We start from the raw sequence: 14298 nt of genomic DNA, 5'->3' as shown, positions 1-14298 counted from the left end.
CATGATCACCGCCTTGCCCCAGTTGGTCCAAACCCAGCGAGGTCGGCTACAACGGTTGCTCTTGACCCTTGTCGTCGTTCTGGGAACATCCGCCTGCAGCTCGCTCTCACAAAAAGCCGAGGTCGACTTTGCTGAAACTGTGGCGCCCCGGCCCATCGCACCCGCCCCAGTTGTGAACACCGCCGCGACGGGCAGCTTGTTTCACAAGGCCAGTTACCGCCCCGGACTGGAAGACGCCCGGGCCCGAATGGTGGGCGACACCGTCACCATTCTGATCGTGGAGAAGGTCACCGCCAGCCAGGTGTCATCCTCCACAGCGAATCGAGCATCGTCCATGGCGGCCGGGGTTTCGGCCTTTCCGCTGATAGCGCCGATTGACATTGGCCAACTGAAGGCTGGCGCCACTTCGACCAACGACTTTGCAGGCAAGGGCGGAACCCAAAGCGCCAACACCTTCACGGGGTCCATTACCGCCACCGTGGTTGATGTCCTGCCCAATGGACATTTGATTGTCAAAGGTGAAAAACAAATCGGCGTAAACCAGAACGTGGATGTGTTGCGCTTCTCGGGAACGATCGACCCCCGCGTCGTGCAACCCGGCAGCATCGTCAACTCCACACAGGTGGCCAACGCCCGAATTGAATCCAAAGGACGCGGCGCCCAAGCTGAAGCGCAAACAGTTGGCTGGTTAATGCGGTTCTTTTTCAGCTTTTTACCCTTCTAAAGCTTATGAGAATAGTGCCGAGGGGTAAGCAAACATGTCCACAACCAATACGTCACATACCAGACTTCGCCACGCGCTGCGGCTCGGTGCGTGGCTCATCGCCAGCCTGCTGGTCACCACAGGGGCACAAGCGGCTCGCATCAAGGAAGTGGCCTCCATAGAGGGAGTTCGGAGCAATCAGTTGACCGGCTTTGGTCTGGTGATTGGCCTGGACGGCACCGGTGACCAGACCACACAAATGCCTTACACCTCGCAAGGCTTGACCAACTACCTCCAGCAATTGGGCATCACCCTGCCCGACGCGGCCGCCTCCAAATTGCAACTCAAAAATGTGGCTGCCGTGCTGGTCACCGCAGAGCTTCCTGCTTTTGCCCGCCCGGGCCAGATGATTGACGTCAGCGTCTCTTCCATGGGCAATTCCAAATCCCTCAAGGGCGGGACCCTGATCACGACGCCCATGAAAGGCGTGGATGGCGAAATTTATGCACTGGCCCAGGGCAACCTTCTGGTCGGTGGCGCGGGCGCCTCGGCCGGCGGCAGCAAGGTGCAAATCAACCACCTCAGCGCCGGACGGATTCCTGGAGGAGCACAAGTGGAGCGAATTGTTCCCACGCCTTTGCTGGAAGGCAGCAGCATCACACTTGGCCTTGAGGCCTCCGACTTCCAGACGGCCAGACACGTCGCGGAAGCCATTAACAAGCGCTTTGGACCGAACTCGGCCCGCGCTCTGGATGGTCGTACCATCGACGTCAGCGCCCCCACCGACCCGAACGGTCGTGTCGCGTTTATTGCCGAGATGGAGGAGTTGCAACTGGCGTCATCCCGCCCTGCCGCCAAGGTTGTCATCAACTCCCGCACCGGCTCCATTGTCCTGAACCAGGCCGTCACGCTGGGTGAGGTGGCCATTGCCCACGGCAACCTGTCGATCAGCATCACCTCAACGCCGGTCATCAGCCAGCCCAATGCGCTGTCAACAGGCGGGCAAACCGTGGTGACCGAGAAGAGCAATATCGAAATCCGCCAGGAACCCGGCATGTTGATTCAGCTGCCCGCTTCGACGCAACTGGCCGACGTGGTGCGAGCCCTGAACTCACTGGGCGCTACACCGCAAGACCTTTTGTCCATTTTGCAAGCCATCAAGGCCGCTGGCGCCCTGAATGCAGAGTTGGAGGTGATCTGATGGTCTACGGTCAGCTGCCCTCCACCTCCAACGCGCTGGCGGTTGACGCCCGGTCGCTCAACAGCTTGAAGCTGCAAGCGGGCAAAAATACGCCCGATGCGATCAAGGAAACCGCCAAACAATTTGAGTCCCTCTTCATGCGGGAGCTGCTCAAAAGCATGCGGGAAGCCACCATGAAATCAGGCATGACCGACAACGCCGGCAGCGACATGGGCACCGACATGTTGGACCAGCAATTTGCTGTTCAGATGTCCGGCCAGGCCGGTGGCCTGTCGGACTTGATTGCGCAGCAACTCTCCCGGCAAATGGGCGGTGCGACGCTGGACCCCAGCGCGCTGGTCAACGGCCCGCTGCGCCCCTTGAGCGCGCGCACCCAAGCGTCTTCGGTTGCAGCCTACGCCGCCAACGCCAATGCCGAGCCCATTCGAACCACCCCGACCCAAAGCAACTTCGTCCAGCAACATGCCGATGCAGCAGCCCGTGTGGAGCAAACCAGCGGTCTGCCGTCAGGATTCATGCTGGGACAGGCCGGCCACGAAACAGGCTGGGGCCGACACGAAATCAAACATGCCAACGGCGCGCCTTCGTTCAACCTGTTTGGCATCAAGGCCACGGGTGGCTGGAACGGCAAAGTCGCCGAAATCACGACCACCGAGTATGTGAACGGCGTCGCCCAGAAAACCGTGGCCAAGTTTCGCGCCTATGACTCCTACGAGGGCTCGTTCAAGGACTATGCCCGCCTGATTACTCAGTCGCCCCGCTACGCCGAGGTCAGCCAGCAAACTGACTCGGCCCACGCCTTCGCCAGCGGCTTGCAAAAAGCAGGCTACGCCACCGACCCGGACTACGCGGCCAAACTTAGCCGCGCCATCAACTCGACACTGCGCTTGCAGCAGCAACACGCTCAAGCGTCACAAGGTAGCGCATGAGCGGCCTTCTCAATGTAGGCATGCGCGCACTGCAGGCCAATCAGGTCGCACTGCAAACCGCTGGCCACAACATTGCGAACGTCAACACGCCTGGCTACTCACGCCAGTCGGTGATTCTGCAAACCGTCCAAGGTACCCAAGGACCTGGCGGCTATGTTGGCCAAGGCGTCACGGTACAAACCATCCAACGCAACTTCAGTGAGTTTCTGAGCACGCAGGCCACGATGGCGGGCGCCACCCAGTCTGCTGACGTGACCCGTGCCGACAAACTTAAGCAGCTCGAGAACCTTTTTCCTGGTGGAAGCACCGGACTGGGCGCGTCTATCAATGACATGCTCAACGCATTCTCTGATGTTGCAAGTGCCCCCACCGACCTCACCGCACGGACAGTGGTTCTGACTCGGGTAGACGAAACGGCCGCGCGAATTCGCACAACAGCCCAAAACCTGGACGATCTTCAGCTTGGAATATCCCAAGAGCTGGGTCAAAAAGCTAACGTCATCAACACTTTGGCTGTGAGCATCAGTCAGGTCAATGAAAAAATCATTCGAGCCCAAGGAGCTGGCCGACCCCCAAATGATCTTTTGGACCAACGGGATCAGCTGGTTCGAGATCTCAATCAGTACGTTCAAACAACCTCGCTGGCGGCGTCAGACGGCTCGATGAGTATCTTCATTGGTGGCAGCCAGCCGCTGGTCTTGGGCACTATGGCGGCCACCGTGTCGATTGTGAAAGACGACTATGGTGATCCACTGAAAAGTAAGCTTGCTGTTTCCCGAAACGGATTTTCCGTCACGCTGGACGAAAACACTTTGGGCGGTGGTTCGGTTTCCGGATTGCTTCGGTTTCAGAATACCGACTTGGTCGAAGGGCGAAATTTACTGGGGAGAATGACACTGGCAGTCACGTCCAGCATTAATGACCAGCACGCGCTGGGACTCGACCTGGATGGCAACCCAGGCGGCAACCTGTTTACGCCGATTGCGTTCGGCGCAAAGAATGTGCTGTCCCCCACCGCGCCTGCCACACTCAACTTGGGGACGGCCGCCCTCACGCTGTCGATCAACGACGTCACGCAATTTTCGGCCTCTGACTACGAGGTCAATTTTGTGACTGCGTCGACTGGCAGCATCACGCGTCGCTCCGACGGGATGGTGACCGCATTTCCTCAAACACCTGCGACGGTTGCACCCGTTTTGGCCACACTGGATGGATTGAGCATTTCCATGCCCTCGGGTACGCCGGTGGCAGGAGACCGCTTTCTAATTAAACCCTTCAGCACCTCTGCCAGCAGCGTGAGTCGTGAGTTTGCATCCCCCCGGGCGCTTGCAGTGGCCAGTCCAGTCGTGGCCAGCGCCGGCAGCGCCAACAGTGGCTCGCTCGTGGTTGATAGTTTGATCGCCCGGTCGGCTGCCGCACCAACGTCGATCACACTCACGTTTGATGGCCTCGGAAGTTACACGCGCTCGGATACAGGTACAGCGACCTACCCGTTCACAACCGGTGTACCCATTGAATCTGCGCCAGTCACGCCTAGCTGGTCTATCACTCTCAAAGGTGTTCCTCAAGCTGGCGACACCATCGCGATAGGTCCGCAGCCCGCCAATTTTCGCAACCTCAACGCCAGCAACGCCAATGCCATGATGAGTTTGCGCGATCTTGCAATGTTCGACGGCGCCGCTTTGACCGATGGTTATGCAGGCCTGATCGCCCAGATCGGCGTTAGAGGCCAAGGGGCTACTTTCGCCGCCGAGGTGTCCACCACTATCGCTACCAACCTAGAGCGAGATCGCACCTCGGTCGCTGGGGTTAACTTGGACGAAGAGGCGGCCAAATTGCTACAGTTTCAACAGGCTTACCAAGCCTCAGCCAAGATGATCCAGATCGCACAAGGCATTTTCGACACCCTGATTCAAAGCTTGGGCCGCTAAGGTTGCACTAGGCAGGAGAACGCACCATGTCAGTTAATTCATTTTCCCGGACCGGGTCAGCCAACACCTACGACAACGCCCAGCGCAACCTCATGACGCGTCAGGGCAATCTCGCCAGCGCGCAGGAAAACCTCACCTCTGGCAAGCGTGTGGTTCGAGCCAGCGACGACCCCACCAGTGCCGCCCAGGCCGAGCGGGCGTTGAACCGCATCGGCCGCATTGCCACCGACCAGCGCGCGCTCGAGGCGCAACGCACCTCCATCGTCCAAGCCGAGAGTGCACTGGGCGATGTAACCGAGGCGCTACAACGTTTTCGGGAACTGCTGGTGAGCGCCGGCAACGGTAGTTTCGGCGACAGTGAACGCAAAATGGTTGCGGTGGAGCTGACGGGGTTGCGGGATCAAGTCCTGGCCCTGTCCAACCGAACCGACACCAACGGTCAACCCCTGTTCGGCGCCTTGGGCAGCGCGGTCAAACCATTTGTCGGCCCCAATGTGGGTACGCCTGACTACACCTTCAACGGCCTGCCCGGCCAGAGCCGGAGTAGCGAGGTTGGTATCGCGTTTTCTCTAGACGGCGACAGTGCCTTCATGCTGCAAGGCGCACGTGATGCGGCCTACAACGTCACCGTCACCCCAGGCACCTCTCCTCTGCGCTCCGAGGGAATCACTGTGACCAACCCGGCCCTGATCAACAACAACACGTACACCATCAGCAACATCGTCGTCACGCCTGATCCCAGCCCCGCCACGACCAGCACGGCCACCTACGACCTATCAGCTCCACCGGCCGCGGCCACTTCCATAGCGGTTCCCAGCTATGCCACGGGCGCCATGCCTGTGACCGGAATTCCGGGCCTAAGCCTGACAATCACGGGTACGCCAGGTGCGGGTGAATCCATCACCGTTAAACCCAGCCCCAGCATTTTCAGCGTGATGGACGAGGCGATTCGGGACATTGGCGGCGCCACGTCCAGCGGCGGGGCAAGCCAGGCCATCAGCCAGGGGCTGAAGAACCTGGACATCGGCATGAACCGCATCTCGGCAGTGCGCGGCCAGGCCGGCGAGTTGCTCAACCGGGCCGACCGAATCAGCGACAACCAGGGCAAGCGCTCCATCCAGATGGAGGTCGAACGTTCCCGTGCCGAGGACCTGGAGATGATTAAAGGGATCTCCGACTTCCAGAACCAGCAGACGGGCTATCAGGCGGCCCTACAGTCTTACGCGCAGATTCAAAAGCTGTCGCTGTTCAATTACATCGGCTAAGCCATGAGCAACGCTGCGCTGGGCCAAGTGGCACTGGGTTACCAGCTGATCTGGAACGCGCTGCGCCAGGTGGCCGGTGTTCAACTGTTTTTGGCCGCAGAAGAAGGCAAACGGATCGATACGCCGCAGCTGCTTCAGTCCATTGGCGAGGCCTTGTCGGACCAAGCGCCCCAACTACTTCTCTCGCCCGCCTCCCCCGAGTTGTTGGGTGAATTACTCACCCACGCCAAGGCGACAGGCCCCTGGATTGCAGTGCAAGACACTCATCTGCTCGACGCCAGTTTGATTGAGCGCCTGTTTCAGGCCCACCAACGCGGCGTGCCATTGGTGTGGCGGGGTGAACCGGGCACCTGGCCGAGCACGGCCTTGGCGGCCTGCTTTGCCCGCCCCATGGTGACCCTGACCCCTGAAGAAGCACTGACCGGTTTGCGGGCCTCGCTGCGCCGGCACAACGGTGAAGCCGGTGGCTCAGCCCGCCACCTGGACAGCCCGGTGGTGCCAGGGTATTTGTATGAATCCGTGGCTAGCCGGGCGCTGGTGGAACACTGCCTGGACGAGCAAGACGCCTGGGGCGTGGCCGGTTGGCCGGTCGAGGATGTGCTGCACAGCTATCGCAACCAGCAGATGCAACCCGGCCAACGCGCCATTGCCGCCATGGTGCAGGCCATCCATGCTGATGATTCCGTCGAGCGTATTGAGCAGCTGCTGAGCGAGGAACCCACGCTGGCCTACCGTTTTTTGCGCTACGCCAACTCAGCAGCGGTGGGTCTGCGCACAGAGATCGAGTCATTGCGCCACGGACTGATGGTGCTGGGCCTGAGCAAACTGCGGTCCTGGCTGCTCACACAGTTGCCGCGGGGTACCAGCGACCTGAACCTGCAGCCCCCGCGCACGGCGCTGGTCATGCGTGCCAGCCTGATGGAGCAGCTGATGGACGCCGGCGAGAGCGAGAACCTGCGCCGCGAGGTTTACCTCTGCGGACTGATGTCCCAAATCGACCTGATGCTGGGCGAGCCACTGGTACAGGCGCTAGGGCGTCTGCCCCTGTCCAGCCGCATCAGCTCGGCCATCCTGGACCAAAAAGGCCCGTATCTGCCCTATCTGGAGGTCGCCACCGCGCTGGAGTCGCCTCCCGGCGCGGAGACCCGCACCTTGTGTGCGCGCCACCAAATGGACCTGGAAGGTGTCAACCTCGCCTTGTTGCGCACGCTGGGTCACGCCCGGTTGCGCCCGGCCAAAGGCTTGTTGCTGGTCTGAGCACCGCCTGCCCGGACGGCCCGACTACCCAAACGACCGCGCCTGCGCCAACGCACCCAGCCGTGCTGTGATTGCAAAGAATTCGGCCACGGTTTCATCAATGATTTCTTTGGCCGTTTTGACCGAATCAATCAAGCCCACGGTTTGCCCTGCCAGTGCGGGCGCGGCTTCCATATCGCCGCCAAAGTACACGCCCAAAATGCCTTGCAACGCATCGGAGGGCATCACCCCTTCTTCATAGATGCTTTGGGTGCGTGCCGATTTGAGCGAGCGTATGCAAGGCGACGATTTTTTATTGAGCACCAATGTGCCCGTTTCTTTGGCTTGCACGATGGCGTTTTTGTAGTTGTCATGCACGGGGCTCTCGGTGCAGCTCACAAAGCGCGTGCCCATTTGAACGGCCTCGGCACCCACCGCAAACGCGGCTGCCATGCCACGGCCATCGCAGATGCCGCCTGCTGCAATCAACGGCACGCTGGTGCGCGCGCGAATGGCTTGCAGCAGCACCAGAGTGGACACTTCTTCAGGGTTTTTGAAGCCACCTCCCTCGGCGCCTTCCACCACCAGACCATCGATACCCGCGTCCACACATTTCATGGCCGCGTCGACCGTGGGTACGGCGTGGTAGACCACGATGCCCGCGTCTTGCAAGGGCTTGATGAACTTGGCCGGACTACCGGCCGAGGTGGTGACAAATTTCACGCCAGAGTTGCACACAAACGTGAGCATGGCGTCGTCTTTCAAAAACCGAATGGGCAGATTCACGCCAAAGGGCAAACCCAGTGCCTTCATTTTGGTGATTTCGGCCTGGCAATTGACCGTCTCACCCGATGAGGTTTCGATGATGCCCAGGCCCCCAGCGCGCGACACGGCCGAAGCCAATTGCGTGCGAGCAATCCAGCCCATAGGGGCTTGAAGAATAGGGTAAGTGGCCCCGGTATGGGCGAGTACGCGGTTCATGTGAATCCTGTCGTTGAGCGGTGTTCAATTATTGCGAGCGGACCAGCGTGCCATGTGTCGCACGGGTTACGCACCAGCGCGGTCTTTGCCAATGCAAACATCAGTTGACGACGAGGTGGGCAGGTTGACGAGCCTTTGCAAACTGCTGCAATTGACCATCAACTGGCATCAACGCCACTCGCTGCAGGCGAGTACCCAGGCATAAAAAATTCAACCGCTCAACACGCGATGTGCTCCCACATCTTGTGGATCTCAAAGCGAAAGGCGATGGTGGGTCTGATCGATGACGCCCCGTGCGCGCGCCTCAAGCCAGCGCGCGAATGCGGGAGAACACCTGCCAGAACTGCGCATCCTGCGTGGTGGTGAAGTTGATGCGCATCAGCGTGCCGGGTTGGCGGGTCGCGTGGAACAAGGCGCCGGGCGCCAGCAAATAGCCCTCGTCCAGCATGCGCTGGGCCAGCCAGTCGGTGTCCACCCCTGTGTCCACCCAGCCAAACAGGCCAGTCGGCGGCGCAGCAAACTGACAACCCGCGGCCAAGGCCAGCTTCACACTGCGAGCCCGTGCCAAATTGAGCCGCGTGCGAATACGCTCGGCGTGGCGGCGCAACTGCCCTTGGTCAATACACCAGGCCAGTGCCTTTTCCAGCAGCGCCGGGGTGGTGAGTGTGGCCAGCAATTTGGTGTCCAGAAAACGCTCGAACAAATCTGGCGGGGCAGCCAAATAGCCCACCCGCCAGCCGGGTGCCAGAATTTTGGCAAAGCCACTGACATAAATCGTGCGCTGCAGGCCGTCCAGCGCACACAAGCGGGTGGCGTGGTCAGGGGCCAGGTGACTGTAGGTGTCGTCCTCGACGATATGAAAATCTTTCGCGTGCGCCAATTGCAGCACCCGGTGGGCGCTTCCCGGTGACAGGCAATAGCCAGTGGGGTTGTGCAACACACTCACGCTCACAAACAGCTTGGGGCTGTGCAGCTCACAGTAGCGGGCCATGACACTCAAGTCCGGCCCGTCCGGCCCCCGTGGCACCGGCAAAATGCGCATACCAAGGGCCGCCAGACGCGCAAATTCAATCGCCCAGCCGGGTTCCTCCACCATGACATGGTCACACGCCTGCAACAGGGTGCGACTCACAATGTCCAGCGCATGGGTGGCGCCCACTGTGGTGATGATTTGGGAGGCGCTGGCGGGCACACTCAATGTAGCCAATTTTTGCGCCAAGGACTGGCGCAAACCCATGTCGCCTGCCGGCTCGCCGTATTGCAGGGAAAGCGCCTGCAACGATCTTGCGTTGGTCACCTTGCGAACCGCTGTGGCCATGAAGGTGGTCTCCAGCCAGTCCGCCGGGAACACGCCCATGCCGGGTTGCGGTTTGCCACCAGGATTGAACATGCCACGAATCAAGGCGGTTGCGTTCACCGGCACATGTTGTGCGAGAAAGTCCCTAGCGCCTGGAATGGCCCCTCGCGGGCTCGCTCCTGTTTCAATAGCTGCTTGCGCTTTATTTACGGAGGCTACAGTCTGTTTTCTTACATAAAATCCGCGATTTTTCTGCGCTTCCACCAGCCCCTGGGCCAGCAACTGGTCGTAGGCTGCCACCACCGTCGAGGGGCTGACTTCTTGCTGTAGCGCGCATTGGCGCACCGACGGCAAACGTGCCCCCGGCACCAGCAAACCGGTGCGAATGCGCTCAGCCACCCGATCGGCCAGTTGCTGGGTCAAGGATTGCGACGCGGTTTTCATCAGCATGACGGGGCCTGTACTTCTTCAGTGTGTTGAATCGACGGGCAATACAGATTGAAGAATTGTCTTTCTAACTGTACTGCTAGTGTGTTGCTTTGAACTATAAAGTCAGTGGCATGAACCTGCAAGCCCCACCATGAACCCGGTTGAACTTAGCGCCCTGCTGGTGCTGGCCACGGCCGCCAGCTTCACGCCCGGCCCCAACACCACCTTGTCCACCGCGCTGGCAGCCAACTTGGGCTTCAAAAAGTCCTTGCGCTTTGTGCTGTCGGTGCCGGTGGGCTGGGGGCTGCTGCTCAGCGCCTGCGCAGGCGGCGTGGGCGCCATCGTGGTGGCCGCACCCTGGCTGAAGTTGGGCATCCAGATGCTTGGGGTGGGCTACTTGCTGTGGCTGGCGCTCAAGCTGGCGCGCTCCAGCCAACTGGCTCAGGCAGATGCTTCGCAACTCAAGGTCACGTTTTGGCAGGGCGTGGTGCTGCAATTTCTCAACATCAAGGCCTGGATGCTGGCGCTCACCATCGTGGCCGGCTGGCTGGCCGGCCGCCCGGATGCGGCCAGCCGCTTCACCCTGATCCTGCCGCTGATGATGGCCTTTGGCTTGGTCAGCAACCTGGCGTATGCGCTGATGGGCTCCTTGCTGCGCGACTGGCTGAGCGGCCCCAACCACACCGCCCAGCGCCTGCGCTGGTTCAACCGCACCATGGCCGCCGTGCTGACGGTGACCGCGGGCTGGATGGCCACCTTCTAACTCCCCGGAACGGATACCCCATGAAAACCATTGGCCTGATTGGCGGCATGAGCTGGGAAAGCACCGTGCCCTACTACCGCGAGATCAACGAGGCGGTGAAGCATTCTTTGGGCGGCCTGCACTCGGCCAAGATCATTTTGTACAGCTTGGATTTCCATGAGATCGAGCGCCTGCAGCACGCGGGCGACTGGGCCGCTGCCGGCGCCCTGCTGGCTGGCGTCGCCCAATCGCTGGAGCGCGCCGGGGCCGAGGGTTTGGTGCTGTGTACCAACACCATGCATAAAGTCGCCCCGGCGATCAAGGCTGCCGTGCAGATTCCCTTGCTGCACATTGCCGACCCCACAGCGCAGGCCATTCAGCGCGCCGGGCACACCACGGTGGGCTTGCTGGGCACCCGCTTCACCATGGAGCAGGACTTTTACCTCCAGCGTTTGGAACGAGACCATGGCTTGACCGTGTTGACGCCGAGGGCCGAAGACAGGGCGCTGGTGCACCAGATCATTTACGAAGAACTCTGCCTGGGCCAAGTCAAGCCGGCTTCGCGGGACACCTACCTTCGAATCATTGACACCCTGCGCGAGCAAGGCGCGCAAGCCATCATCCTGGGTTGCACCGAAATTGGCCTTCTCATTGAGCCGCAGCACTGCGCACTGCCCCTGTTTGACACCACCCGCCTGCATGCCCAAAGCGCCGCCGCTTGGGCATTGAGCCCACCACCGACCGAGAACACGCCATGAGCCACAGCCCAGAAGACACCCGCAAAGGCCTCTGGCTGGGCCTGCTGGGGGTGGCCATTTTTGCCGTCACCCTGCCTATGACCCGGCTGGCCACAGGCACCACCGACGCACCGCAACTCTCCCCCTGGTTTGTCACCTTTGGCCGGGCGACACTGGCCGGGGCCTTGTCGATCGCGTTTTTGCTTTTGACCCGATCACGCTGGCCCGCTGGCCATGAGCGCCTGCCGCTCGCTTTGGCGACGCTGGGCAATGCCATTGGATTTCCGCTGTTTCTGGGTTTTGCGCTGCGCCAAGTCACCTCCGGCCACGCGGCTGTGGTGCTGGCCTTGCTGCCGCTGGCCACGGCGGCCATGGCGGCTTGGGTGATGCACCAACGGGCCAAGCTGGGATTTTGGGTCAGCGCCGGGGTGGGCGCGTTGCTGGTCGCCGGGTTTTCGATATTTCGCGCCCAGCAAATCCACGGCAGTGGCAGCCTGGGCCTAGAGTGGGCCGACCTGTTGCTGGTGGGCGCCGTGCTGTGCGCCTCGTTGGGCTATGTCTATGGCGCCAAGGTCACGCCCTCGCTCGGCGCTGAGCGTGTAATTTGCTGGGTGTGCGTGTTTGGGCTGCCCATCACCCTGCCCGGCGCTTTGCTCACTTGGCCTGATCAGCCCGTAAACACCTCCGCCTGGCTGGCGCTGGGTTATGTGGGCGTGTTTTCCATGTGGGCCGGTTTTTTTGCCTGGTTTCGCGGGCTGGCGCTGGGCGGTGCCATGAAAGTCAGCCAGGTGCAGCTGATGCAGCCATTTTTCAGCATCCTGGCCGCCGTGCCGCTGCTGGGTGAGTCGCTGAACATGGTCACTGTGGGCTTTGCGTTGGCCGTGGGCACCACTGTGTTTGTGGGAAAACGCTACGCCACCACCCCTGCGGTCCCCCAATCGCCTCAGCCCTCGACCAAGGGGGCGGCATGACCCCCGACCTGCTTCTGGCCGCCAGCCTGTTCGCACTGGTGAGTTCCATCACGCCGGGGCCGAACAACACCATGATTCTGGCCTCAGGTGTCAACTTTGGCCTGCGCCGCTCGCTGCGCCATCTGGCGGGTATCTGCCTGGGGTTTGGCTTCATGCTGGTCATGGTGGGGCTGGGTTTGCATCAGGTGCTGGAAACCTATCCCGCTGTGCTGGCCACCCTGCGCTGGTTGGGTGCCACCTATCTGGTGTGGCTGGCTTACAAGCTGGCCACTGCCGCCCCGCCCCATCCTGACGCGGCATCGACCGCCCAGCCCATGGGCTTTTGGGCGGCTGCCGCGTTCCAGTGGGTCAACCCCAAAGCCTGGGTCATGGCCATGACCGCCATGAGCACCTACCTGCCAGGCGACGCCGTGGCACTGCAGGTGTTGCTACTGGCCGGCTTGTTTGTGCTGATCAACGCGCCCTGCGTCACCTGCTGGGCCGCCTTTGGCAGCAGCATGCGCCAGCTTCTGCAGGACCACTTTCGCCTACGGGTCTTCAATATGACCATGGCCGCCGCATTGGTGGGGTCGCTCTACCCACTGCTGAAGCCTTGAGCCGGGCCGGGCACAATCTGCACACTGTTTTCAAACTCGAAATACTCAATATCCCTTCGGAGACTCGTTATGACGAAATGGACCCTGGCCGCACGCGCCGCCAAAATGAACCCCTCGGTGATCCGCGAAATTCTCAAGGTCACAGAGAAGCCCGGCATCGTCAGCTTTGCGGGTGGCCTGCCCTCGCCCAAGACATTCCCGGTGTCCGAGTTTGCCGCTGCCTGTGCCCAGGTGCTGCAAGACGACCCCAACGGCGCCCTGCAATACGCAGCCAGTGAAGGGTTTGGCCCCTTGCGTGAAATGGTGGCCGAGATGCTGCCCTGGAACGTGGACCCGGCCCAAGTGCTGATCACCACCGGCTCACAGCAGGGCTTGGACCTGGTGGCCAAGGTGCTGGTGGACACGGGCAGCAAAATTCTGGTGGAGTCGCCCACCTACTTGGGTGCCGTCATGGCCTTCACGCCCATGGAACCCAAGGTGGTGAGTGTGGACAACGACGACGATGGCATCAACCTGGCTGACCTGAGCAGCAAGGCCGAGGGCGCGCGCTTTCTGTATGTGCTGCCCAATTTTCAGAACCCCACCGGGCGCACTATGTCTGAGGCCCGCCGTGCCGCTTTGAGCGAAGCCGCCGCCCGCCTGAACCTGCCTTTGATTGAAGACAACCCCTATGGCGACTTGTGGTTTGACACCCCGCCACCTGCGCCGCTAACAGCACGCAACCCTGAGGGTTGCATTTACCTGGGCTCCTTCTCCAAGGTGCTGGCGCCTGGCCTGCGTCTGGGATTTTTGGTGGCCCCCAAGGCGATCTACCCCAAGCTCCTTCAGGCCAAGCAAGCGGCGGATTTGCACACACCGGGTTTCAACCAGCGCCTGATTGTTGAAGTGATGAAGGGCGGCTTTCTGGACCGCCATGTGCCCACCATTCGCGCCCTCTACAAGTCGCAGCGCGACGCCATGCTGGACGCACTCGCCCGCGACTTTCCGGCCGGCAGCCCCGATACCTCGCTGACCTGGAACACCCCGGCCGGCGGCATGTTTCTGTGGGCCCGCTTGCCCGAGGGCATGAACGCGGTGGACTTGCTGCCGTTTGCTGTGGAGCAGAACGTGGCCTTTGTGCCCGGTGCCCCGTTTTACGCCGACCACGGCGACCCACGCACCCTGCGTTTCTCGTTCGTGACCCCTAGCGTCGACGAAATCCACCAAGGCGTGGCTTCACTGGCCGTGGCGCTGAAGAACTACCGCGCCAGCCTCGCGACCGCTTGAGCGCCTTGCTGCCA

Annotated in this window: 13 protein-coding genes; 11 read left to right on the top strand and 2 right to left on the bottom strand. The window is 61.2% G+C overall.

What is annotated here, in order from left to right; genetic code table 11:
• Position 1 precedes the first annotated feature (1 nt).
• Genes J8G15_RS17970 through J8G15_RS17945 form a run of 6 tightly spaced genes read left to right on the top strand, consistent with a single transcriptional unit; the run spans position 2 to position 7286 of the window.
• Complete coding sequence (locus J8G15_RS17970; protein WP_210543895.1) at positions 2-724, top strand: flagellar basal body L-ring protein FlgH; 723 nt, start codon at positions 2-4, stop codon at positions 722-724.
• A 34-nt stretch (positions 725-758) separates the two neighbouring features.
• Entirely contained in the window at positions 759-1904 is a 1146-nt protein-coding gene (locus tag J8G15_RS17965; RefSeq protein WP_210543893.1) for a flagellar basal body P-ring protein FlgI, read from the top strand.
• On the top strand, positions 1904-2833 hold the full coding sequence (gene flgJ / locus J8G15_RS17960) for a flagellar assembly peptidoglycan hydrolase FlgJ (protein ID WP_210543891.1): 930 nt from the start codon (positions 1904-1906) through the stop codon (positions 2831-2833). Before J8G15_RS17965 ends, flgJ begins: the two co-directional genes overlap by 1 nt.
• Positions 2830-4764 carry a flagellar hook-associated protein FlgK gene (gene flgK, locus J8G15_RS17955; RefSeq protein WP_210543889.1) on the top strand — a complete coding sequence of 645 codons (1935 nt, stop codon included), beginning with the start codon at positions 2830-2832 and terminating at the stop codon, positions 4762-4764. Before flgJ ends, flgK begins: the two co-directional genes overlap by 4 nt.
• Before the next feature lie 26 nt (positions 4765-4790).
• Positions 4791-6029: a flagellar hook-associated protein FlgL gene (gene flgL, locus J8G15_RS17950; RefSeq protein WP_210543887.1), complete on the top strand. Its 1239-nt coding sequence runs from the start codon at positions 4791-4793 to the stop codon at positions 6027-6029.
• Positions 6030-6032: 3 nt separating this feature from the next.
• The gene (locus tag J8G15_RS17945) at positions 6033-7286 is read left to right on the top strand and encodes an HDOD domain-containing protein (RefSeq protein ID WP_210543885.1); all 1254 of its coding nucleotides are present in this window, start codon (positions 6033-6035) and stop codon (positions 7284-7286) included.
• Between the two features lie 24 nt (positions 7287-7310).
• Here the strand turns inward: J8G15_RS17945 and J8G15_RS17940 are convergent, their stop codons facing one another.
• Positions 7311-8246, bottom strand: a complete 936-nt coding sequence (locus J8G15_RS17940; protein ID WP_210543883.1) for a nitronate monooxygenase family protein — start codon at positions 8244-8246, stop codon at positions 7311-7313.
• Between the two features lie 304 nt (positions 8247-8550).
• Entirely contained in the window at positions 8551-9993 is a 1443-nt protein-coding gene (locus tag J8G15_RS17935) for a PLP-dependent aminotransferase family protein (protein WP_210543882.1), read from the bottom strand.
• 130 nt (positions 9994-10123) lie between these two features.
• Between J8G15_RS17935 and J8G15_RS17930 the strand changes: the two genes are divergently transcribed.
• From J8G15_RS17930 to J8G15_RS17910, 5 genes are all read left to right on the top strand, one after another.
• The gene (locus tag J8G15_RS17930) at positions 10124-10735 is read left to right on the top strand and encodes a LysE family translocator (RefSeq protein ID WP_210543881.1); all 612 of its coding nucleotides are present in this window, start codon (positions 10124-10126) and stop codon (positions 10733-10735) included.
• A gap of 20 nt (positions 10736-10755) precedes the next feature.
• Positions 10756-11472, top strand: coding sequence for an aspartate/glutamate racemase family protein (locus J8G15_RS17925; protein WP_210543880.1), 717 nt, complete (start codon positions 10756-10758; stop codon positions 11470-11472).
• A complete protein-coding gene (locus tag J8G15_RS17920) occupies positions 11469-12422 on the top strand; it encodes a DMT family transporter (RefSeq protein WP_210543879.1) in 954 nt (317 codons plus the stop codon). The genes J8G15_RS17925 and J8G15_RS17920 overlap by 4 nt, the downstream gene beginning before the upstream one ends.
• Entirely contained in the window at positions 12419-13018 is a 600-nt protein-coding gene (locus J8G15_RS17915) for a LysE family translocator (RefSeq protein ID WP_210543878.1), read from the top strand. Before J8G15_RS17920 ends, J8G15_RS17915 begins: the two co-directional genes overlap by 4 nt.
• Positions 13019-13087: 69 nt before the next feature.
• The gene (locus J8G15_RS17910) at positions 13088-14284 is read left to right on the top strand and encodes a PLP-dependent aminotransferase family protein (RefSeq protein ID WP_210543877.1); all 1197 of its coding nucleotides are present in this window, start codon (positions 13088-13090) and stop codon (positions 14282-14284) included.
• Positions 14285-14298: the final 14 nt, after the last annotated feature.

The organism is Rhodoferax sp. PAMC 29310, from assembly GCF_017948265.1.
Lineage (GTDB): Bacteria > Pseudomonadota > Gammaproteobacteria > Burkholderiales > Burkholderiaceae_C > Rhodoferax.
The sequence above is the reverse complement of the archived record's forward strand: the minus strand, read 5'-3'. Positions and strand labels throughout refer to the sequence as shown.

Coding starts and splice junctions, on each gene's coding strand:
- flgK (WP_210543889.1), top strand. CDS start 2,830: ATGAGCGGCCTTCTCAATGTAGGCATGCGCGCACTGCAGGCCAATCAG.
- J8G15_RS17910 (WP_210543877.1), top strand. CDS start 13,088: ATGACGAAATGGACCCTGGCCGCACGCGCCGCCAAAATGAACCCCTCG.
- flgJ (WP_210543891.1), top strand. CDS start 1,904: ATGGTCTACGGTCAGCTGCCCTCCACCTCCAACGCGCTGGCGGTTGAC.
- J8G15_RS17930 (WP_210543881.1), top strand. CDS start 10,124: ATGAACCCGGTTGAACTTAGCGCCCTGCTGGTGCTGGCCACGGCCGCC.
- J8G15_RS17940 (WP_210543883.1), bottom strand. CDS start 8,246: ATGAACCGCGTACTCGCCCATACCGGGGCCACTTACCCTATTCTTCAA.
- J8G15_RS17970 (WP_210543895.1), top strand. CDS start 2: ATGATCACCGCCTTGCCCCAGTTGGTCCAAACCCAGCGAGGTCGGCTA.
- J8G15_RS17965 (WP_210543893.1), top strand. CDS start 759: ATGTCCACAACCAATACGTCACATACCAGACTTCGCCACGCGCTGCGG.
- J8G15_RS17920 (WP_210543879.1), top strand. CDS start 11,469: ATGAGCCACAGCCCAGAAGACACCCGCAAAGGCCTCTGGCTGGGCCTG.
- J8G15_RS17935 (WP_210543882.1), bottom strand. CDS start 9,993: ATGCTGATGAAAACCGCGTCGCAATCCTTGACCCAGCAACTGGCCGAT.
- J8G15_RS17915 (WP_210543878.1), top strand. CDS start 12,419: ATGACCCCCGACCTGCTTCTGGCCGCCAGCCTGTTCGCACTGGTGAGT.
- J8G15_RS17925 (WP_210543880.1), top strand. CDS start 10,756: ATGAAAACCATTGGCCTGATTGGCGGCATGAGCTGGGAAAGCACCGTG.
- flgL (WP_210543887.1), top strand. CDS start 4,791: ATGTCAGTTAATTCATTTTCCCGGACCGGGTCAGCCAACACCTACGAC.
- J8G15_RS17945 (WP_210543885.1), top strand. CDS start 6,033: ATGAGCAACGCTGCGCTGGGCCAAGTGGCACTGGGTTACCAGCTGATC.